Here is a 20,355-nt window from a genome sequence, read left to right on the forward strand (position 1 = left end):
GTCGACAACCGCCAGTTTAAAGGCCAGTGAATAATCCCGCTGAGTTCGTTTAGTACTTGTATTCATTACACTCTCCAAAAAGAAGCTGGAAAGTGTCAACTTTATTTAGGACGGGTCAAGTGATAAAAGAAAGCCCACGTCCTGTGGGCTTTTTGGGTGCACGGGAGAGTGCATGCAGCGTGTGAACGCGTCACACGAAAAACGTTACTGCGCGGCTTCTTCCTGTTTTACCAGGTCGAACAGGGTGTCTTTAAGATGAACCCGTTCGCGCTTTTTCTGCTCAAGGACATCATCAGAGCAAGCCTCTGCGCCTGACTCAATGCGAAAAATGTTCTGGTCGATGTCATTGTATTTTTCGAACAGTTTCGCAAAGTGGGCATCGTTCAGCTTAAGATGCCGGATAGTGTGATGGTGATCAGAAAACTCGCTCAAAAAATCATGTTTGCTTAACGGCATAAGTCCCTCGTTGGTCTCTTGTGGTTCTGTTATCAGACTAGAACTTTCTCACACGCTAAACGTTGATCTACATCAGTGGTTCGTCGTTTCCTCATTATGTCTTCAACCTCTGACACACTGGTGGTGTTATCAGACAATGGCTGCCAGTTCTTTCAGCATCCGGTAGGCGCTCTCGCCGCTCATCTGATATGGATTGAATTCGTCACTGCCTGCGTACTTCCGGCGTATTGCCGCTGTCATGGAGGCTTCGGGTATATAGCCCATTGACCAGGCGCTGAATGCGCGTTCAGACAGCTCTGAATAATCCAGCAGGACCACACGCGCGTGTCGCTCGTCGGCCATGATTGCCGTAAAAATGTGGTTCACGGCAGTGCGAGACCCCTCCAGACACTGCAGGAAGTACCGACTGTTGAAGCAGAGCATGCCGGTGAGGCCCTGCTCGGCGTTATTTTTTCTGGCCGCCTGCAGGATGTGGTCGATATCCGCAGGCTGAAATGTGCTACTGACTTCACTGGCGTAAAGCAGTCTGACTAAAAACATGTGGCGTCCCCCATCACTATCGGCACTGTCATGCCGCGTTTGACGATGTGCTGTTGTCAAAATGCCGGAACACAATGTGCCGGTTGTGGGCTTCAATCAGGCCTTTTTTCGTCAGCCCTTTGATCAGGCGGCACAGGGTTTCTACGGCAATACCCAGATAATTGGCAATGTCGACCCGGGTCATGGGCAGTTCCAACTGGTTACTGCGGGGACGCGAGCAGGCGTATAGCTCATTAAGAAAGCTCATCAGTCTGACCTCGGCATCCTGCATCATATTAAAGGCACTATTGTGCTGGCGTCTGACCAGGTTGTCGCTCAACAGACGAATCATCTCGCCAGCCATTTCAGGCATAGCGTGCAGTGCGTCATTAAAGTCGTCTTTGCTGATTTTAAACACCCGGCTGTATGACAGGATTTGAACACTTTCCTGATAGGTGGCATTACCAAAACCACACAGGCCAATGATATTGTTGGGATGATAAAAACCGACAATTTTGTCGTTATCGCCGGATTGTGTGCACACAGCCTTGGCACTGCCCTGACACAGCACATAAAACCCGTCGAAGGTGTCGCCCGCTTTGAACAGGTAGTCACCTTTTTCCGGACATGAAATGGATTTTTTAAGCTGCTTAAAAATACCTTCATGCATTTTGCAGCCCTTTGCAAAAGGGCAGTGTTTACATATGTCTATCACATCGGCAGCACACATATACGTTGTCCTTTTCAGCGTTAAACCATGGGATTGCAAAAGAAACTGAACATCACCTGATTTAAAATAGAACAATACTTTGCATAAAGTTATTGTGTGTTGTATCACTATTACTACGTAGAAACCGCAAGGTAGTCATCGGGCATGATGCATAATGCCGCTGGTGTTAACGACAAAAAACAACCTCTTTCCACCTCTGCTGATGTCGCCCTCGTGCATCTGATAGACGACGATGCCCTGATGCTGGACACCGTTGGCATGATCCTCGACAGCGTCGGCATTGTGCATAAAGACTACGTCAACGCGGACGCTTTCCTTAACGCCTATCCGAAAGACGCGTTCAGTACCATGGCAGGCTGCGTGGTGTGTGATATCCGCATGCCGGGGATAAGCGGCATGGAATGTCAGCGTATTCTCAATCAGTACGAGTCTGTGTTGCCGGTGATATTTATGACCGGATTTGCCGATGTCAGAATGGCGGTCGATGCGATGCATGAAGGCGCATTCGATTTCGTTGAAAAACCCTTTCGCGATCAGACCCTGATTGATACCGTCCAGCGAGCCCTGACGCACAATGCGGAGGTGTTACAAAAACGCCAGTCAGAGCAAAAGGTCCGTGAGGCGCTGTCGACGCTGTCGCCACGCGAAAAAGATGTCATGACACTGATGCTCGACGGACTGCCAAATAAGAAAATATCCACCACGCTGAATATCAGCCTGCGCACGGTGGAAGTACACCGCGCCCACGTGCTCGAGAAAATGGCTGCCAGAAATGTTACCGAACTGGTAAAAATGGTGCTGTCAGTCAGTAGCGACTGAACCCGCCGTACAGCATGGGTTTACAGGCGGGAACCGCTGCCGGTCACCTTGATATAGTCAAACACCGTTTTCGCAATATCGTTAATGTCACAGACCACACTGGCGGCACCCAGCTTCACCGCTTCCCCGGGCATCCCATAGACCACACACGAGGCCTCATCCTGTGCAATGGTATAACCGCCGCTGAGCTTCATGTCGTACAGTCCGGCCGCGCCGTCTTTGCCCATCCCGGTCATAATGATGCCGATGGCGTTTTTACCCGCGCTCTTACTTACACTGCGAAACAGCACATCCACTGAGGGTTTGTGACCACTGACCCGCTCACTGTCGATAAGCACGGTACGGTAGTCGGCACCGCTTTTTTCTATCCCCATGTGAATATCTCCCGGCGCGATGTAGACAAAACCCGGCAGCAGACGCTCTCCACCCTGAGATTCCGCCACGGTCACCTTACACAGGGCATTGAGGCGGTTCGCAAAGGTTTTGGTAAAGCCGGGCGGCATGTGCTGGGTTATTACCACTGCAGGGGCATTGGCCGGTAATGACAGCAAAAAGGTTTTAATGGCTTCGGTGCCGCCTGTGGATGCGCCAACGGCGATAATTTTTTCGGTACCCCCAATAATGCTCTGCGGTGTAATGCTGCCGGGCGCAGGAGCTTTACGGGTTACTTTGGACGTTGCCGCCATGCGTATCTTGTCAATAATTTCCTGGCGGTATTCCTCCATGGCTTCTTTAACGCCCAGTTTGGGCTTTTCAATGTAGTCCACTGCGCCCAGCTCGAGTGATCGCAGGGTCGCTTCGGCCCCCTGCGCGGTCAGGGTCGATATCATCAGTACCGGGGTAGGCCTGGCCTTCATCAGCTTGGATAAAAACGTAATGCCATCCATGCGCGGCATTTCAATATCCAGGGTGATTACATCGGGGGCAAACTTGTTTACCATGTCACGGGCGGCATAGGCATCGGGCGCGGCGCCTACTACTGTCATATCGCTTTGTGCCGCTATCATCTCTTTTAGCAGGCTGCGGATCAGCGCCGAGTCATCCACGATGAGTACCTTTATCATAGCTCCTCCCCAAATAAATCGACGTCTTTATCAAGCTTGCTTTGTTTAATGCGAAGCCGGTATTCGCTCTCCCGGTCAAGGATAGTGGTGTTATGAAGAGACCTGATTTTCTTGATGTTGACCCGGCCCTCGCCGGGCATAAAGTAGACTTTTCTGGGATAATCGCTAAGTACATCACTGGCCAGCAAAGGGATCTGCTCACGCTCGAGGTACTCAAACGTGAAGTCCACATTTCGCTCACCGACATTGTTTAGCGTGAAGCCTTTCATTACGTTGCCACCACCAAACACCTTGGCGGTCAGCTGTTGACGACTGGCACCGAGTTTGAGCATCTGGTTAATCAGAATTTCCATGGCATAGCCGCCGTAGCGGGCTGACTCGGACAATAGCGACTCCCGACTTGTGTTATCAGAGGGGAGCAAAAAGTGATTCATGCCCCGGATCCCGGCTATTGCATCATGCAGGCATACCGAGACGCAGGAGCCCAGCACGGTAACAATCATAGTGTCATCACTGGTGGCATAATATTCACCAGGCAGCAGCTTAACGGCATGTAACTGGAAGTGGTTGTCAAAGTACCGGTTGGCATACAGTGCGCTGTGAGGACGTTCGTCAATCATGTCTGCCAACCTTGCGGTAGACGGTTTTCCCTACCGGCCGGATAAGGTCGGCGGCATTAAGAAAACTTTCTGAGTGACCTGCGAAATACAGACCGCCGTCATTCAGCAGCCCCACCAGCCTTCTAAGCACCCTCAGTTGTGTTTCTTTATCAAAATAAATCATCACATTACGACAAAAAATAACGTCAAAAGGGCCTTTTATCTGCGGCCAGTGTGCGTCAGTCAGGTTAAGGCGTGTAAAGGTAATCAGCTGTTGCAGCTCGGGTACCACGCGGACTTTTCCTGCGCTGCTGCCTTTACCCTTATGAAAAAAACGCTTCAGTCTGTCATTACGCATATCGTTGACCCGCTGCGCCGGATAAATGCCGACACTGGCCGTAGCCAGTACGTTGCTGTCGATATCGGTAGCCAGTATGTCAACCGGCGGCGTCAGCGTGCCATAGGCCTCGGCCGCACACATGGCGATAGAGTAGGGCTCTTCGCCGGTACTGCTGGCCGCACACCAGATCCGCTGACGTCCTGTCGCATGGGTCAGGTGGTTTTGCAGGGCATCAAAGTGATGGTTTTCCCTGAAAAACGCGGTCAGGTTGGTCGTCAGGCCATTGATAAAATGCTCAAGCTCGTCACTGTTCGTTTTTAAAAAACGCAGATACTCGGCAAAGCTGGGTATCTTCAGAGCCCGCAGGCGGCGGGCAAGCCGACTGTAGACCATAGAGTCCTTGGTGTCGGCCAGCTTAATTCCGGCTGCGTTGTACAGCACAGAACGAACCTGCTCGAAGTCATCCCGGCAAAAATGAAACTCACGGACCTCATCGTTCATTCAGTGACTCCGTCTCAGAACGACTCCCACTCATCCTCTTCCGGTGTCGCCGGTTTGATCTGGCGCGCTTTGTCAGTGGTCGCTTTGGGTTTAGACGCCAGTTGCTTGACCGGCTTGCTGGCAGTCGCCATGACCGGCGAGTGAGTCACACTGCTTTCATCCAGCTTAAACGCCGAGATCTGACGCGACATGCTTTCGGCCTGTGCCTGCAGACTTTCTGCCGCTGCCGCGGCTTCTTCCACCAGTGCGGCGTTCTGCTGGGTCACTTCATCCATCTGCGACACGGCTTTGCTGACTTCATCAATGCCCGATGCCTGCTCAGACGAGGCAGCGGCAATCTCGGCCATAATGTCATTGACCCGTTTAATCGCTGTGACCACTTCTTCCATTGTTTTGCCTGACTGGGTTACCAGTTCATTGCCATTCTCAATTTTGTTCACCGAGTCTGAAATCAGTGACTTGATGTCTTTTGCCGCATCAGCGGAGCGCTGCGCAAGAGAACGAACCTCAGAAGCAACCACCGCAAATCCGCGCCCCTGTTCGCCTGCCCGGGCGGCCTCAACGGCTGCATTGAGTGCCAGAATGTTGGTCTGGAAGGCAATGCCGTCGATGACACCAATGATGTCAGAGATTTTCTGTGCTGATTCATTTATCGAGCCCATGGTATCGACCACTTTGTTAATCAGGCTGCCACCATTTATAGCAACCGTCGAGGCCTGGGACGCCAGACTGTTTGCCTGATTGGCGTTCTCGGAGTTAAGTTTCACGGTGCCATTCAGTTCTTCCATACTTGAGGCGGTTTCTTCGAGGCTGGACGCTTGTTCTTCGGTGCGGCTCGACAGGTCGGCATTGCCCTGAGCTATCTCGGTGGCGGCGGTGTTAATCAAGTCAGAGGCGCTACGGATCTCTGATATCATTCGACAAAGGTCGACGATAAATGAAGACAAGGCGTCACTGATTTGTTTGAACTCACCCTCAAACTCCATCGCCACATTCGTGGTCAGATCACCCTGCGAAAGGGCAAGCAGTACGCGTTTAATTTCGTTGATGGCAGCTTTGCGACCGGTGATATCGGTGGCGTATTTGACCACTTTAAACGGCTTGCCGTTAAGATCCAGAATGGGATTGTAGGTAGCCTGGATCCACACTTCTTTGCCGCCTTTGCCAATTCGTTTGAACTCGTTGTTTGAGTAAATACCCGCGTTCAGCTGATTCCAGAACTCCTGATACTCATGACTGCTGCGGTATTCCGGATCGACAAAAATACTGTGGTGCTTGCCTTTCACCTCGGCCAGCGTGTAGCCCATGGTCTGCAGGAAATTTTCGTTGGCATGGATAATGGTGCCATCCATGTTAAATTCGATGACCGCCTGCGACTTGCCGATAGCTTCAATCTGTCCGGCATAGTCGGCGTTACGCATTTTTTGTTCGGTCACTTCGGTGGCGTATTTGACCACGCCTTTGACATTACCCTTGCTGTCGAGAATGGGGTTATACGACGCCTGGATCCACACTTCTCGTCCATCCTTGGTGATGCGCTTAAACTCACCGGTCTGGAACTGACCTGCCTGAAGTTGTTTCCATAGATTCAGGTAATCAGTACTCTGATGTTCTTTGGTGTCCACAAACAGGCGATGGTGTTTGCCCACAATCTCTTCCAGGCTATAGCCCATGGTTGAGAGGAAGTTTTCATTCGCGGTAACGATATGACCGTCCGGGGTAAACTCAATCACCGCCTGGGAACGATCCAGGGCATCCAGCATGCCGGCTTTCAGAATCAGTTCACTCTGATCAAGCCATTCCACGGCGGTTCCGATACTTTTGCCGGCATCGTCAAACAGCGGCATCAGGGTCAGTTTGAAGTTCAGTGAGCCGATAGAAATGGACGACTCCATCACATCGCGCAAATTGGCCAGAATACCGCGCTGGTGGGCCGGATTTTTGTGGAAGATATCAATGTTCTGGCCAATCAGGTTGTCTGCCGAAAACTGTGGCAATACCTTACGCAGTTCATCCTCACTGTTTTTCAGCAGCGCCAGTACCGCCTTATTGGCATAGACAATGGTGCGGTCGACATCAGCAATCATAAAGCAGGTTGAACTCATCTCGAGGGTATGGACCTGCCGGTCGGTATTCACTGACGACTGGGTGGGGCTTTTAAATAAGTTTAAAACGTTCATAGTTCACTCCTGACCATCATTATTGCTCTTGTCGAATAACGCCAGCGACTCGCTGCTTATCAGACTCTCAATGTTGACGATAATAATCATGGCCTCGTTTACTTCTGCCAGACCGTGTAAAAACTGAGTATCAAAGGCGACGCCAAATTCGGGTGGGGGTTTAATGTCATCGGCTGTCAGCTTGATCACATCGGACACAGCATCAACCACAATGCCGACGATGCGGTCACACACATTCAGCATGATCACAATGGTAAAGTCGTTGTAGGTAGCCTCGCCTACGTTAAACTTAATGCGCAGGTCGACAATGGGGACAATGTCTCCCCGCAGATTCAGCACCCCTTTTATAAATGGCGGCGCATTGGCTATTTTGGTGACAGGCTCGTAACCCCGGATTTCTTTCACTGCCATAATATCCAGCGCGTACTGCTCATCACCGAGTACGAAGCTCAGAAACTCACGCTCGGTCTGAGCGTGCTGCTCAGCCTGCGCTGTGTTGTCTTGATGTTTGCTCATGCGTTTGTCTCTCCGCTACCTCGGTATTGACGTCTTCCGCCAGTGATTCCACGTCAAGGATAATGGCAACGTGTCCGTCGCCCATGATGGTGGCGCCTGCGGCGCCCGGCACCCGGCGGTAATGCTGCTCCAGACTTTTTATGACCACCTGCTGCTGTCCCAGCAAACGGTCAACCATCAGGCCGAAGCGTTTCTTACTGCTTTCAATCAGAATAATAATGGCGTCAGTGGGATTTTGTATGGCACCGTCAATCTCCATGCGCCTGGACAGATTCAGGATGGGCCAGTATCTGTCGCGCACCCACAGCAGGTTGTCTTTGGCAATAGTTCGAAGCTGTGATGCAGCGGGCTGAATAGATTCTATAATGGCAACCAGCGGCACCACGAACACCTGCTCGCCGGATGCCACGCACATGCCGTCAACAATCGCCAGGGTTAGCGGTACGCTTATGTCAAAACACGAACCGTGCCCCTCAGACGAGGCAATGCTGATCCTGCCGCCCATACTTTCGATATTGCGTTTAACCACATCCATGCCAACACCCCGGCCTGACACATCTGTCACCGTCTCTGCGGTCGAAAAGCCGGGTGCAAAAATCAACTCCCAGATCGCCTGGTGATTGCCGGGATCCGGTAACGGCAGGTTATTCTGCTGCGCCTTAGCAAGGATTTTCTGTTTATTGAGTCCCGCCCCATCATCACGAATACTGATCACAATATTGCCACCCCGCTGCGCGGCGGCCAGGGTGATATTGCCGCTCTTCGTTTTGCCGCGTGCGGTGCGCACATCAGGACGTTCGATACCATGATCAATGCTGTTTCTGACGAGGTGAGTCAGCGGGTCGACCAGCTTTTCAATCAGTCCTTTATCAATTTCTGTGCTGCCCCCCTCAATGTGCAGGTCAACCTGTTTACCGAGTTTGTCGGCAAGGTCCCTGACCAGGCGCGGGAAGCGATTGAAGACAAATGAAATCGGCAGCATGCGCATTGACATCACCGCCTCCTGCAGTTCGCGGGTATTACGCTCCAGTTCGGCCAGCCCCTGTTCCAGTTTGTCCTGGACAACGGGGCCGTCACTTTTACCCACCACATTCAGCATCGACTGGGTGATCACCAGTTCGCCAATCAGATTGACCAGTAAATCCACTTTGCTGGTGTCGACGCGAATCGACTTTGACTCAGTAAGCGGCGCTTTTTTGGCCTGACTGGCAGGTGATGGTGACGCTGCGGGGGGCGGCGCTGGCGGAGTCCGACTGGGTTCAGATGGCGCGGTGTCATCAAAGAAGCCAAAGCCAGCCTCATCCATGGCAGTACTGGCGTCGTTGCCTTTACTATTATCGGTGTCATCAAAAAAGCCAAACGCGTCATCATTGTCGTCTTGTTGACCGGGCTGTTCAAAAAAGCCAAAGGCGGCGTGTTCATCTTTTGTCTCTTTCGACGCCCCATTATCAATGGTCTCCTCCAGAACCCGAATAGCCTGGTCAATGGCGGGCTGGTCGATGGCATTGCCGCTACGATAATCGTCGAGGATAGTCTTCAGTAAGTCGGTGGTATGAAGCAGATGATTAATGATATCGGCGGACAGGTCTTGCTGACCCTTGCGCGCTTTGTCCAGCAGGTTTTCCATAACATGGGTCAGTCCGCCTAAGCCGTCAAAGCCAAAAATGCCGCTGCCACCTTTTATCGAGTGGGCGGCGCGGAAGATACTGTTGAGCGCTTCAGGATCCGGCGAGGCCGGATCGATCTCCATCAATAATCGCTCCATGGTCTCCAGGTGCTCTTCGCTCTCGTCAAAAAAGACCTGATGGAACTGTTCAGTATCAATCGTCATGCCGGCTGTTATCCCAGTACCTTAGCGACCAGCTCTAATAGCTTGGTCGGGTCGAAGGGTTTGACCATCCAGCCGGTTGCGCCTGCCTCTTTGCCCTGTGCCTTAATGTCGCTGCCTGCTTCTGTTGTCAGCACAATAATGGGGGTTGACGCGAAAGCCGCCATTGCGCGCAGTGACTTTACCAGGGTAACACCATCCATGTTTGGCATGTTGACGTCGGTCAGCACAAAATCAAAGGTCTGATCCTGACAGATATCGAGCGCATTCTGACCGTCCACTGCGACAGTAATGTTGTAGTTCGCACTTTTTAACGTGACCTCCACCATTTGCCGAATCGACGGTGAATCATCAACAATTAAAATTCGTTTGCTCACTCGGTTCTCCTTATAACGCCTGACCCTGGCGGTTAACAGTTATGGCATCACACACCACTTAAAGGGCTGCGGCATGCCAGTGAAATCACCGTGAATGTGTAGCAAAGTATAGTGGCGTCAAAAGGTTGCGTAGGTGGATTTGAGTAAATGTTGACATATGTCAAGAATCTCAGGTTTTGGCCGCGAGTTGCATGGCATTTGCACTATATTCACAGAATCTAAAAAACATGTTGTCAATTCAGGCTACCGACGGAGCACGATTTTGAAACAAACACTGCTCATTGCTGATGATGAAAGCCAGATCCGGGAAATACTCGAAGAGTTATTCGAGGATGACTTTTCCCTGGCCTTTGCCGCTAGCGGAGACGAAGTCATGGACGCGCTGGCAGCAAAGCCGTCGCTGATCATACTGGATATGCATCTGCCGGGACGGTCCGGACTGGAAATCTGCCAGGCGATCACGGGCATGGATCCTCAGCATCGTCCTTCGGTTATTGCGATAAGTGGCGATACCTCCGATTCTCTGGTCAAGCAGGCTTACGAACTGGGGGTCAGTGACTATATTGGAAAGCCTTTCAACCTGGTGACGTTTCACGAGCGGGTTGTTCGGTTTGCCAATGATGTGCGCAACATCCGGGCACTGCAGCAAAAAGACAAGGAAATTGGCACGCTGGCCCAGACAGCAATGAAGCAGGCCGCATCCTATGGCCGGGCGCTGGAGCTGGTCGCTAAAATGAACGACTGTCACTCGCCGCAGGATATCATGCAGGCCGTCGGGCAAAACTTCCTGGGACAAGACTTAAAAATTGCAATACAACTACGCTCTGACACCGAGACGTTCAGCTATGACGTCGACTCCATCACCTGTTCCGACATTGAGCTACAGGTGTTTGATGTATTGAGAGAGCACGGGCGTATCTATCACTTCGGGCGGCGCACCATTTTTAATGACCGGCATGTGTCCATTCTTTTCAAGAACATGCCGCTGGAAGGCACGCTGTCGTTTGATGCCATCCTTGATGTAGCCGCAAAACTTATCCTGGCGGTCGAGGCCCGGTTTATGTCTTTGCTGGAGCACCAGTCTTTGCTGGCCACGCGGGACAAGTTACGCTCAGCGCTCGACATGTTGTCATCGGGTATTAACAGCATGGAGTCAGAACGCAGAGAGCTGATTGATCAAATTGCAGTGAAAATCGGGTTGAGTTTCCATGAACTGGATATGACCGAAGAACAGGAACAGTTTTTCATCAATCTGATTGAAAAAGAAATACGCAGTAAAGAGAAAAGCAGTAATCTGGGAGAACTTCAGCGTTTAATATCAGATTGTGTGGATGAGATGATCCTGTCGGAATCACATACTAATGAGGAAAAAGCACAGCCGGACGTGACCGATTCTGACATCGAGTTGTTTTAGTGTATGAAGACGGTCATTACCGGTGAGCCCGGGAGACAGTCTGAAACCGTCAGTGTGCCTGAGGCAGCATGTCGGTTAGCGATCGCGGGGTAGGCAATGTCTGACATTGTGATTATTGAAGATGCACCGGACGTAGGTGAGACACTGTGCGATTTCGCCCGTGCTGCAGGGTTTTCTGCAACCTACTTTACCGAATTCGACCAGAATGCACTGTCGGCCTGTCAGAGCGCCTCGTTTGTCCTTCTAGACCTGAATATGCCGGGGCACGATGGCCTGGACGTGCTGGATGCGTTCAGTCATGCCGGCATCAACGTGCCAGTGGTACTGTGCTCGGGGGTGGCTGAAAGCATCATAAACAGTGCGGTGGATGTACTTCATGAACTGGGGCTGGTTTATGGCGGAAAACTGCTCAAGCCGTTTACCTTTGACCAATTTATCGATGTGCTCAACACCCAGCAACCTTTGGCCGCAGCCACGTCCTCATCAGACAGTGGTCAGGAGTCGATTTCCCTGACTAGCGGTGATCTCTCGATTGCCATTAAACGGGACTGGTTTTATCCCGTATTCCAGCCCCAGGTGAATTCGTTTGATAATACCCTGGTGGGCGTGGAGTGCCTGGCAAGACTGTCTCATCCGTTGTTTGGTGATTTGTGTCCGGCCGTATTTATCCCCCGTCTGGTTGAACTGGGGCTGATGGACGAGTTCACCACGAAAATCATTGATACCTGCTTAGCTCAACTGGCCTCAATTGGTTATCCCGCCCATTGCAGGGTGTCGTTTAATGTCGACCCTACGTCGCTGCACCGGTCGTTTATGTCAGGCCTGCTGGCGCACGTTTCCGGTCACTACGTTCAGCCGAGCCAGATCTGTTTTGAAATTACCGAGTTATCCGCAGTCGGAATGACAAAAGAACTGAAGTCCATGCTGGCCAAGTTAAGGCTGAATGGTCTGCATATTTCACTGGATGACTTTGGTACCGGTTTTTCCACCGTACATGAGCTTGACCAGTTACCCTTCAGCGAACTGAAAATTGACCGCTCCTTTGTGGTGAATATGACTGAACGTTCCGGTGCGTTGGCGATTGTTAAACACACGATTGCCCTGGCAAACGACCTCAATATGCTGGTGGTGGCCGAAGGCATTGAAACCGAAGAACAGGTCCGTCTGTTGCAATCGTTAGGATGCGAGTGCATGCAGGGGTTCTATTTTGCCAGGCCGATGACATCAGACAATTTGGAGAGATTCATCGGCGCTACCAGTCAGAAGGAGGCCTGAAATGGAAAACATCGCCCCCTTCAATGCATTGCGAGAATGTTCATCATGACCACCGCATCCTCAATGTATTCAGACAATAACAACAGCAGGGTCGCTGGCACTTCGTCGTTGCTTGTGCTGAGCCTGGATGACCGCCTGACCATTACAGCAGCAAACACGTCGTGGCTTTCGCAGACCGGCTGGGCAGCCAGACAACTGGTGGGCATGCCCATCGATAAGCTGGTGGCCGAACCTGACCGCGAGCGCGTGACACACCTGTTAAAAACAGTAATAAAAAACGGCGACACCGCACGCTTCAGTTTTGAGTGTCAGCGTGAGGACGGTGGGCTCACTGCCCTACAGTGTACGGCAACACCGGTTGAAAATTCCGGCGCAGGGCATGTTTCACTGGTCATAGTCCCTTTCAAAACCGTTGGCCATCTTGTTGAAAAAAGTGCAGAAGAAATAGAGCTGTTTGGTAAAGCGGCGCAGATCGCCAAGTTTGGTTACTGGTCGATTGACCTGAACACGCTGGATTTATTCTGGTCTAAAGAGATCTACGCGATCCACGGGTTAAGTGAAGAGGAGTACACCCCTACGCTTGAGACCGCCATTAACTTCTACCATCCGGAAGACCGTGATGAAGTAAAAAAAATGGTTGAAGCCGGAATTCGGGAAAACCGTTCCTGGCAGTTTCAGTTGCGACTGGTAAGACCCAGTGGCGAGGTACGGGTAGTGCGTTGCCGTGCTGAAGTCGACGAAGAACCTGCGACAGGGTCACCGCGCATATACGGTATTTGTCAGGATGTGACAGATTATGAGGATTTGTCTGAGCAGGTGAATTTACTGTCAAAAGTCGCTGAGGTGTCAATTACCGGCGTCACCATTTGTGACAGTGAAAAGCGGGTGATGTGGGTCAACCGGACCTTTGAGGATATTACTGGCTACACACTGGATGAAGTCCGGGGCAAACGCCTTGGGCAGGTTTTGCAGGGAGAGGATACCAACCCTGACACAGCCAGTCAGATTCGGGAGGCGCTGAATCGTGAGGCAGAAGTGGATGTTGAGATCCTCAATTATCGCAAAAACGGCAAGGCTTACTGGAACCATCTGTTGATCTCGCCGGTGAAGCGGAATGGCATACTTACCCATTTTATCGCTATTCAGCATGATATTACCGAACAAAAGCTGCAGCAGGAAACGATGGCCCGCAGGATGAAAATGCAGGCGATTGGCCAGATTGCAGGCAAAGTCTGTCATGACATCAACAACATCATGGCCATCGTGTCGGGGAATACACAGTTGCTGCGGCTGCAATCGCACAGTGAAAAAGCCGAGAAATGCATTAAAAACATTGAAACCGCAACTGACCGGGCGTCAACGCTCACCCGCAAGCTTGTCACGCTGGTGCGCGAGCGCCACCACCGGCATGAGCGTGTTGTGGTAGATGAATTACTTAGCCATCAGTTACGTACATTAAAAACGACGTTGCCGGAGTCTGTCACGCTCAACTGCTGGCGAAGCGCACAGTGTACTGTAATAACTGACAAAGTGGTGCTGATGGACGCGATAACCAGTCTGGTGGCGAATGCCACCGATGCCATTGCTGAGCACGGGACGATAACTGTCAATTCGGCGTGCTGCAGCCAGGTTGATACCCAGCGCGGTGTAGTCATAGTAGAACCCAGACCCAGTTCGCATTATGCCCTGATTACCGTTGCCGACAATGGTGAGGGGATTGCCGAATCAGACTTAAAACGCATTTTCGAACCCTTCTACACTACCCGTGACAAACGCGCAGGCGGTGGGCTGGGCTTAAGTGTGTTGTATGAATATTGTCTGCATGAAGGCGTTGGCCTTCAGGTCGACAGTCACCCCGGGGATGGCGCCACCTTTTCGTTGTGGCTGCCCTGCGAAAAAGAAGAAAAATAATGAAAGATATAACAGCAGTCCTGATTGATGATGAGGCATTGATTACCGATGTGCTCAAAGCATTTATGGAAGAAAAGGGCGCGGTGGTATATGACTTTAATAGTGCAGAGCAAGGACTTGATTTCGTGAAAGCCAACCACGAAAGAATTGATGTTGTGCTCACTGACTTCAAAATGCCCGGCAACTTGTCGGGGGGAGATATTTATTCCTGGGTGACGACACATTATCCGCAGATTGTGTGCTACATCGTGACCGGGTTTATTGATGTCAGGCCGCAAGGCATTGATGAAAATCATATACTGGAAAAGCCGATTGATTTTGATGATTTTCTGTTCCGGGTCAGGCAGGACTGTAACGCGAGAAAATTATGATTACCTGCCACCCCGTTATTATGGTGGTTTGTTGGTCAGATGCGCTACGGTGGGGCAGTGAATGACGCTTCGCCGAATAAAGGTAAACCTGAATTTATGACGACACGTTCAAGCAATCATGCAGTCTCAACTGACGCCCTGCAGGCGCGCATTGAAAAGCTGGAAAGCCAGGTCGCTCAGGCGGCGGTATACCGTGAACAGTCAGAATATTATCAGGTTTTGTTTCATAACATGCAGCATGAAGTGCATGTGTGGGAACTGGTTTATGATGGTGATCGCATTAAAACCTGGCGGCTGATTGATGCTAACGAAGTGGCACTGGCATCCTGGCAGCGTGAACGCGAGCATATTATCGGCAAGGAAACAGACGCTATTTTTGGAAAGGGCACCACCAAACTGTTCATGCCGATTGTCGAAAAAATTTATGCGGAACAAAAGCCCCATACCTGGGAGAGTTACTTCGAGGCCACCGATCAGACGCTGTCGATGACCAGCATTCCCTGTGACGGTTATTTCATTAGTACCGGCATTGATATTTCGGATATCCGGCGAACCGAAAAGCAGCTCAGGGAAACCGTCCTGCAACTACAGGAAGCCATCGCTGCCGGTAATATCGGGCTGTGGGAATGGGATTTGGTGACCAATAAGACCTACTTTTCACCGGAGTGGAAAAGTCAGCTGGGTTACCAGACACACGAAATAGACAACGAATTCAGTGAGTGGGAAAAGCGGGTGCACCCCGATGACCTTGAAGACACTCTCGTCAAAGTACGTAAAACGCTGGCCGGTGATTTTGATAATTATGAAGCAGAATTTCGAATGCGACACAAGGATGGTACCTACCGCTGGATTTTAGCACATGCTTCCCTGGTTCAGGATGAGACCGGTGAGCCAGTGCGTTTGCTTGGCTCGCACATGGACATTACTGAACGCGTCAGGCTCGAGGAAACCGCGCTACAGCAACAAAAAATGCAGGCGCTGGGCACCCTCGCAGGCGGTATTGCCCATGACTTTAACAACCTGCTGACCCCGATTCTGGGCTATGCACAGCTATTAAAATTAAAACTTGCCGGCGATCCGTCGCTCAGTGGTTATGTATCTAACCTGGAAGATTCAGCCAACCGGGCGAAAGCCCTGATCAAACAAATTTTGCTGATGAGCCGTGAGTCGGTTGAAAATATCGAGCCCGTCTATCTCGATAAGCTGGCAGACGAGGTGGTTACCCTCGTTCAAAGTACGGCACACAGTAACATTTCCATCGAGGAGAACTTTGAAGACGGCCTGCCTGCTATTGGGGCCAATCCGTCTGAAATTTATCGCGTGATCCTGAATTTATGCACCAATGCGATTCAGGCAATGCCAGACGGGGGAACGCTTACGGTGTCTGTTGGCATGTGTGATAAGCGGCGGTTAGCCGACAAAGGTGGGAAAAAAGACGATTACGTCTGCCTGAGTATCAGGGATACCGGGGTTGGCATGGACAGAGAAACCCGAAACCGGATTTTTGAACCTTTTTATACCACCAAACTGAAAGGTGAAGAGCGGGGATCGGGCCTCGGGCTGTCTATTGTGGATAGTCTTATCAAACAGCACAAAGGGCATATTGAAGTACTCAGTTCCCCCGGGCGTGGCACCGAATTTATCCTCTTTTTTCCAATTGTGCCGGACGGCGTCAGGGTGAAAGAACACAAAGACGACGCGCCGGATTATTTTGAACACATGCAGGTCGTACTGGTGGATGATGAAGCGGCCATTTGTGAATTGGGTGAGTCGTTACTTGAGCATATCGGCTGTGATGTGACCAGCTTTCAGAGCGCGAAGGAAGCGCTCGCACACATGAAGGAAAATCCTGACCGTTATCAGGTAATGATCACAGACTATGCCATGCCCGAAATGAATGGGCTCACGCTCCTTCACACCTTGCGTGAAAACGCCATATCGACACCGGTGATTGTGGCAACAGGCTATACCAATATGGCGACGGAGGAAAATCGTCAGCAATGGGGATGTGAAGGTATTGTCAGTAAGCCATTTAGTATTAAAGAGTTAAGTCAGGCGCTGTCTGCCGTGCAGAAAGCGTAAGCCGCGGCCTGTTTAATACGATTTCCATTAACCGGATGGTTTGCCCCTGTTGCACGGCGACAGCTTGCTAAATTTGCTACATCAGCATAGCTTTATATCCAGTAGGAACGTGAACGTTGTCGGCTGTCATCGACAGGTAACAACCGGAAGTGAAAGGAAAAGGGCTTAATGGCGCGCAACGTCGCAGGGTATGCCAGACTGTGTTTCTGCCTGCTCATGAGTGTGTTCTTAACAGGCGCAATGGCACAGCAGGCAGTAACTGAACAGACACTGGCCGAGTTTGAGCCGGTGTTATTCTCTGATCCCGGTCAGGCTTACCAGCAGCTCACTCAGTTTTCCCCCGAGGATACCAGCAACACGCCGGTCTACATCAATTGGTATCTGATACGCAAAGCGCAGGCAGAAAATGCACTGGCGCGGTATGCCGATATGGCAGATACCATTGCGGCACTGGCCGCCCGCGCGTCCACTTTCACGCTACCGCAACGTGCACTGGCAGACTATCTCAGTGGTGTACAGGCACACAAACAGGGGCAACTGAACAATGCGGAAGCCTTTCTTTCCCGAGCGGCAGCAACGGCTTCTCAGGCGTCTTCAAAAGCGGATTATGCGCTGATTATTCGTGAACTGGGTTATGTCTACGCCCTGGCGGGAGACTATTACACCGCAAACCTGACGCTGCATGAGGCCTACCGCGAACTGGTCTCACTCAATGATCCCTTCGTTAACGGGCTCATCGAGGAAAGCCTGGCAGATACCTACAATTATTCAGGTAACTATTCACGCTCAGTGGATTACTACAAAAGCGCACTGACCTATTTTAACCGTCTTGATTACCCGCCATTTATTGCCAGTACGTTACTCGGCCTGGCTACCGTAAACCGTCGTCTGCAAAACTGGCAGGAGGCGCTGACCCTGTTTGACCAGTACGAGAGGGCGCTGGCGTTCGCCGGTCCGGACAGTGAAAACTATTATCTGCACTATGGGCGGGCAATGACGCTGGCTGAAATGGGAGACTGTGAAAAGGCGCTGCCCGCCATCGCCTTTGCCCTGTCGCTCGACGGACTGGCTGACTATGATGCGGAGCTCTATAAAAAGCGCGCCTTATGTCATATTCAGGATGGCGGGCTCGAAAATGCCCGCGCTAATCTGGATGATGCGAGGGCAATTCTTGATGCGATGGACGGATTGCAGGGTACCCAGTGGCACCTTGAGCTGAGTTATATTGACGGCCTTTTACTGTTCAACAGTGGAGAAACAGCACGCGGGCTGCAGGTGATCGAGCAGTATTACCGCGACTACGTTACCCTGATCCGGCGCAATAATTCAGAACGCATCGCGCGCATGCAGACCACCATGGAGGCAGAGCGCAAAGACAAGGAAATTGCTTTTCTTAAACAAAACGCACAGCTCCAGGACGCCCGTGCTACCGAGCAGGCCTTGCGGACACAACAACAAAATCTGCTGATGATCGGCACTGTCCTGCTGGCGGTTTTCCTGCTGGTATTTGCGGTGATTCAGTATCGCAGTTCTCAAAAGTCGCTGGCATTGTCGATTCGCGACGAGCTGACCGGACTGTACAACCGGCGTTATTGCTACGACTATTTTAAAAATGTCCTCGGACGGGCGGGGGTGGCCCAGCCTGAGTTGAGTCTGATGACGTTTGATATTGATAATTTTAAACAGATTAATGACCATTACGGACATCAGGCGGGGGATGACGTGATCCGCGAGGTCGCGCAGATTGCGTCGGCAACCCTGCGTTCAAATGATATTCTGTGTCGCATCGGAGGCGATGAATTTGTTGTCGTATTGCCACGCACCCCGCTAACCCTGTCAGAAGCGATTGCAACGCGTTTTCTCAGCACGGTGGCCGACCATGTGTTTATGACGAAAGGCGGACAGGCCTTAAGCGTCACGGTGAGCCTGGGTATTGCGCATTACGCTCCACAGCCCGGTATTCGCTGTGATATTGAAGCGCTGATGGAAAAAGCCGATAAGGCGTTATATCAGTCAAAACGTGAAGGAAAGAATCGTTATCACATTGCTGTGTAGACAAGCGTGTTACCGTGGAACGTCTTCGGTACAAGCTGATTATGACATCTCCTTCATAAACAGCAGGATAAGTTGCAGGTAGCTAAAAAGGCAGTCACTATCAATGCAGAATTATCAGGTAAGGGGAACAATGTGAAACGGCTTTTGTATACATTTCTGATGGGGCTTGTTGGCTGCACAAGCGCGGCGGCAGAACCACTGACGACGCCCACTGAGTTTACGCAGTCAACGCCCGGCTCAACGCTGCAGATCATGTACGATGACGTTGATGCCTTTCTGGCTGCCAGCGTGTATGTGGTTGGTCCCTCAAGCCGGGAAAAAGCGCCGCGTCCGGTCGGTGTCACCGGCACCTTGCTGAAACCCAGAATAAACCGGGTAACGGCGCTGGAAGGAAACCGCTTCTACTTTGATAATTTTGCCAACCCTGAGTATGTGGCGCTGCTGACCTCGCTGCAGCGCAGTCTGATTGCGGTTGCCGACGAACTTATCCTGGCCTCATTCAGCCGGGATGAGCAGCTTGCCTACTGGCTGAATCTCTACAACCTGACGTTGCTGTCAGCCCTGGCTGACCAGTACCCGGTGATTGACCCGCGGGAGTTCTATGATGCAGACAGTGCGCTTTTTAGCGCGCCACGGGTCACCGTTCAGGGAGTCACATTGAGCCTTAACGATATCCACCATCGCATACTTGGCGTTCAGTATGCCGGGAAACCTGAGGTGATGTATGGTCTTTATCAGGCAGTGATTGGGGCGCCGTCACTGCAGCCATTTGCCTTTAAAGGCCCGCAGGTCTGGCAGCAACTGGCCCGGGCTGCGTCCGACTTTATTAATTCCAATCGTGGTACTTATTACGATGGCCGGGTGTCTCACTGGTACCAGAGAAATGCGGTGTTTTACAATGATGACAAGGAACAGCTGAAAGCACACATGTTGCGCTATCTCAAGCCGGGAACGTTTTATGCTGAAATAAACAGCACGCCAGCGCGTTTGCTGGCAATGGATATTCGCGATATTGACCTGGCAGATTTAAGCCGGGGACGTCAGTATGGCGCCGGACTGATGAATAACCGTGCCGCGCTGATGGATGCCGCCCGCGTGTCGCAGCCTGGCGTCGCGGTGCCGGTGCAGAATTACATTGCCGAGGGCATCTTAAGAAAAGCGATGCAAAACAGTCAGCTTAATCTGGATGATATTGAGCGGCTGCAGAAAATGAAAAATATTCGTCTTTCAAACCAGGGCTCGGTCAGTGTGGTTGATTTGTCGGAAACGGAAGCGATGGAGCCGACCAAAAAATAAATTCTGCAACAATACAGTGCCT

General features: G+C 51.4%; 18 protein-coding genes. 8 read left to right on the top strand and 10 right to left on the bottom strand.

Annotated features, from left to right (window positions below; genetic code table 11):
- Window positions 1-204 precede the first annotated feature (204 nt).
- The 3 genes from AB1N33_RS15050 to AB1N33_RS15060 form a co-directional block, all read right to left on the bottom strand.
- Window positions 205-456 (bottom strand): HP1242/YdcH family protein, encoded by a 252-nt coding sequence (locus AB1N33_RS15050; protein ID WP_411272388.1) that lies wholly within the window; start codon window positions 454-456, stop codon window positions 205-207.
- A 129-nt stretch (window positions 457-585) separates the two neighbouring features.
- The gene (locus tag AB1N33_RS15055) at window positions 586-996 is read right to left on the bottom strand and encodes a BLUF domain-containing protein (protein ID WP_411272389.1); all 411 of its coding nucleotides are present in this window, start codon (window positions 994-996) and stop codon (window positions 586-588) included.
- 28 nt (window positions 997-1,024) lie between these two features.
- Window positions 1,025-1,645: a Crp/Fnr family transcriptional regulator gene (locus AB1N33_RS15060; RefSeq protein ID WP_411272390.1), complete on the bottom strand. Its 621-nt coding sequence runs from the start codon at window positions 1,643-1,645 to the stop codon at window positions 1,025-1,027.
- Between the two features lie 204 nt (window positions 1,646-1,849).
- On the opposite strand from AB1N33_RS15060, the gene AB1N33_RS15065 reads away from it, so the two are divergent.
- Window positions 1,850-2,524 carry a response regulator transcription factor gene (locus AB1N33_RS15065; protein WP_411272391.1) on the top strand — a complete coding sequence of 225 codons (675 nt, stop codon included), beginning with the start codon at window positions 1,850-1,852 and terminating at the stop codon, window positions 2,522-2,524.
- A 20-nt stretch (window positions 2,525-2,544) separates the two neighbouring features.
- Here the strand turns inward: AB1N33_RS15065 and AB1N33_RS15070 are convergent, their stop codons facing one another.
- From AB1N33_RS15070 to AB1N33_RS15100, 7 genes are read right to left on the bottom strand one after another with little or no spacing between them, the layout of a single operon-like run.
- Window positions 2,545-3,588, bottom strand: a complete 1,044-nt coding sequence (locus tag AB1N33_RS15070) for a protein-glutamate methylesterase/protein-glutamine glutaminase (protein ID WP_411272392.1) — start codon at window positions 3,586-3,588, stop codon at window positions 2,545-2,547.
- Window positions 3,585-4,208, bottom strand: coding sequence for a chemoreceptor glutamine deamidase CheD (cheD, locus tag AB1N33_RS15075; RefSeq protein WP_411272393.1), 624 nt, complete (start codon window positions 4,206-4,208; stop codon window positions 3,585-3,587). Before cheD ends, AB1N33_RS15070 begins: the two co-directional genes overlap by 4 nt.
- Complete coding sequence (locus AB1N33_RS15080; RefSeq protein WP_411272394.1) at window positions 4,201-5,028, bottom strand: CheR family methyltransferase; 828 nt, start codon at window positions 5,026-5,028, stop codon at window positions 4,201-4,203. The genes cheD and AB1N33_RS15080 overlap by 8 nt, the downstream gene beginning before the upstream one ends.
- 14 nt (window positions 5,029-5,042) lie before the next feature.
- Complete coding sequence (locus AB1N33_RS15085; RefSeq protein WP_411272395.1) at window positions 5,043-7,208, bottom strand: methyl-accepting chemotaxis protein; 2,166 nt, start codon at window positions 7,206-7,208, stop codon at window positions 5,043-5,045.
- Between the two features lie 3 nt (window positions 7,209-7,211).
- Window positions 7,212-7,724, bottom strand: coding sequence for a chemotaxis protein CheW (locus tag AB1N33_RS15090; protein WP_411272396.1), 513 nt, complete (start codon window positions 7,722-7,724; stop codon window positions 7,212-7,214).
- The gene (locus tag AB1N33_RS15095; protein WP_411272397.1) at window positions 7,690-9,555 is read right to left on the bottom strand and encodes a chemotaxis protein CheA; all 1,866 of its coding nucleotides are present in this window, start codon (window positions 9,553-9,555) and stop codon (window positions 7,690-7,692) included. Before AB1N33_RS15095 ends, AB1N33_RS15090 begins: the two co-directional genes overlap by 35 nt.
- 8 nt (window positions 9,556-9,563) lie before the next feature.
- Window positions 9,564-9,929 (bottom strand): response regulator, encoded by a 366-nt coding sequence (locus AB1N33_RS15100; RefSeq protein WP_411272398.1) that lies wholly within the window; start codon window positions 9,927-9,929, stop codon window positions 9,564-9,566.
- A gap of 262 nt (window positions 9,930-10,191) precedes the next feature.
- Here AB1N33_RS15100 and AB1N33_RS15105 point away from each other — a divergent pair, with 262 nt between their 5' ends.
- The 7 genes from AB1N33_RS15105 to AB1N33_RS15135 all read left to right on the top strand — a co-directional run bounded on the left by AB1N33_RS15105 (window position 10,192) and on the right by AB1N33_RS15135 (window position 20,333).
- On the top strand, window positions 10,192-11,343 hold the full coding sequence (locus AB1N33_RS15105; RefSeq protein WP_411272399.1) for a response regulator transcription factor: 1,152 nt from the start codon (window positions 10,192-10,194) through the stop codon (window positions 11,341-11,343).
- 96 nt (window positions 11,344-11,439) lie between these two features.
- Window positions 11,440-12,618, top strand: a complete 1,179-nt coding sequence (locus tag AB1N33_RS15110) for an EAL domain-containing response regulator (protein WP_411272400.1) — start codon at window positions 11,440-11,442, stop codon at window positions 12,616-12,618.
- A gap of 45 nt (window positions 12,619-12,663) precedes the next feature.
- Entirely contained in the window at window positions 12,664-14,529 is a 1,866-nt protein-coding gene (locus AB1N33_RS15115; RefSeq protein WP_411272401.1) for a PAS domain-containing sensor histidine kinase, read from the top strand.
- Window positions 14,529-14,900: a response regulator gene (locus AB1N33_RS15120; protein WP_411272402.1), complete on the top strand. Its 372-nt coding sequence runs from the start codon at window positions 14,529-14,531 to the stop codon at window positions 14,898-14,900. Before AB1N33_RS15115 ends, AB1N33_RS15120 begins: the two co-directional genes overlap by 1 nt.
- Before the next feature lie 96 nt (window positions 14,901-14,996).
- A complete protein-coding gene (locus AB1N33_RS15125) occupies window positions 14,997-16,982 on the top strand; it encodes a hybrid sensor histidine kinase/response regulator (protein WP_411272403.1) in 1,986 nt (661 codons plus the stop codon).
- 168 nt (window positions 16,983-17,150) lie between these two features.
- A complete protein-coding gene (locus tag AB1N33_RS15130) occupies window positions 17,151-19,037 on the top strand; it encodes a diguanylate cyclase (protein ID WP_411272404.1) in 1,887 nt (628 codons plus the stop codon).
- A gap of 132 nt (window positions 19,038-19,169) precedes the next feature.
- Window positions 19,170-20,333, top strand: a complete 1,164-nt coding sequence (locus AB1N33_RS15135) for a DUF547 domain-containing protein (RefSeq protein ID WP_411272405.1) — start codon at window positions 19,170-19,172, stop codon at window positions 20,331-20,333.
- The last annotated feature ends 22 nt before the right edge of the window (window positions 20,334-20,355 follow it).

It is taken from the genome of Alteromonas nitratireducens (assembly GCF_040812025.1).
Lineage (GTDB): Bacteria > Pseudomonadota > Gammaproteobacteria > Enterobacterales > Alteromonadaceae > Alteromonas > Alteromonas nitratireducens.

What these genes read in the sequence shown, in the direction of transcription:
- AB1N33_RS15050 (WP_411272388.1), bottom strand. Translation starts at nt 456, where the DNA reads ATGCCGTTAAGCAAACATGATTTTTTGAGCGAGTTTTCTGATCACCAT.
- AB1N33_RS15055 (WP_411272389.1), bottom strand. Translation starts at nt 996, where the DNA reads ATGTTTTTAGTCAGACTGCTTTACGCCAGTGAAGTCAGTAGCACATTT.
- AB1N33_RS15060 (WP_411272390.1), bottom strand. Translation starts at nt 1,645, where the DNA reads ATGCATGAAGGTATTTTTAAGCAGCTTAAAAAATCCATTTCATGTCCG.
- AB1N33_RS15065 (WP_411272391.1), top strand. Translation starts at nt 1,850, where the DNA reads ATGATGCATAATGCCGCTGGTGTTAACGACAAAAAACAACCTCTTTCC.
- AB1N33_RS15070 (WP_411272392.1), bottom strand. Translation starts at nt 3,588, where the DNA reads ATGATAAAGGTACTCATCGTGGATGACTCGGCGCTGATCCGCAGCCTG.
- cheD (WP_411272393.1), bottom strand. Translation starts at nt 4,208, where the DNA reads ATGATTGACGAACGTCCTCACAGCGCACTGTATGCCAACCGGTACTTT.
- AB1N33_RS15080 (WP_411272394.1), bottom strand. Translation starts at nt 5,028, where the DNA reads ATGAACGATGAGGTCCGTGAGTTTCATTTTTGCCGGGATGACTTCGAG.
- AB1N33_RS15085 (WP_411272395.1), bottom strand. Translation starts at nt 7,208, where the DNA reads ATGAACGTTTTAAACTTATTTAAAAGCCCCACCCAGTCGTCAGTGAAT.
- AB1N33_RS15090 (WP_411272396.1), bottom strand. Translation starts at nt 7,724, where the DNA reads ATGAGCAAACATCAAGACAACACAGCGCAGGCTGAGCAGCACGCTCAG.
- AB1N33_RS15095 (WP_411272397.1), bottom strand. Translation starts at nt 9,555, where the DNA reads ATGACGATTGATACTGAACAGTTCCATCAGGTCTTTTTTGACGAGAGC.
- AB1N33_RS15110 (WP_411272400.1), top strand. Translation starts at nt 11,440, where the DNA reads ATGTCTGACATTGTGATTATTGAAGATGCACCGGACGTAGGTGAGACA.
- AB1N33_RS15115 (WP_411272401.1), top strand. Translation starts at nt 12,664, where the DNA reads ATGACCACCGCATCCTCAATGTATTCAGACAATAACAACAGCAGGGTC.
- AB1N33_RS15120 (WP_411272402.1), top strand. Translation starts at nt 14,529, where the DNA reads ATGAAAGATATAACAGCAGTCCTGATTGATGATGAGGCATTGATTACC.
- AB1N33_RS15125 (WP_411272403.1), top strand. Translation starts at nt 14,997, where the DNA reads ATGACGACACGTTCAAGCAATCATGCAGTCTCAACTGACGCCCTGCAG.
- AB1N33_RS15130 (WP_411272404.1), top strand. Translation starts at nt 17,151, where the DNA reads ATGGCGCGCAACGTCGCAGGGTATGCCAGACTGTGTTTCTGCCTGCTC.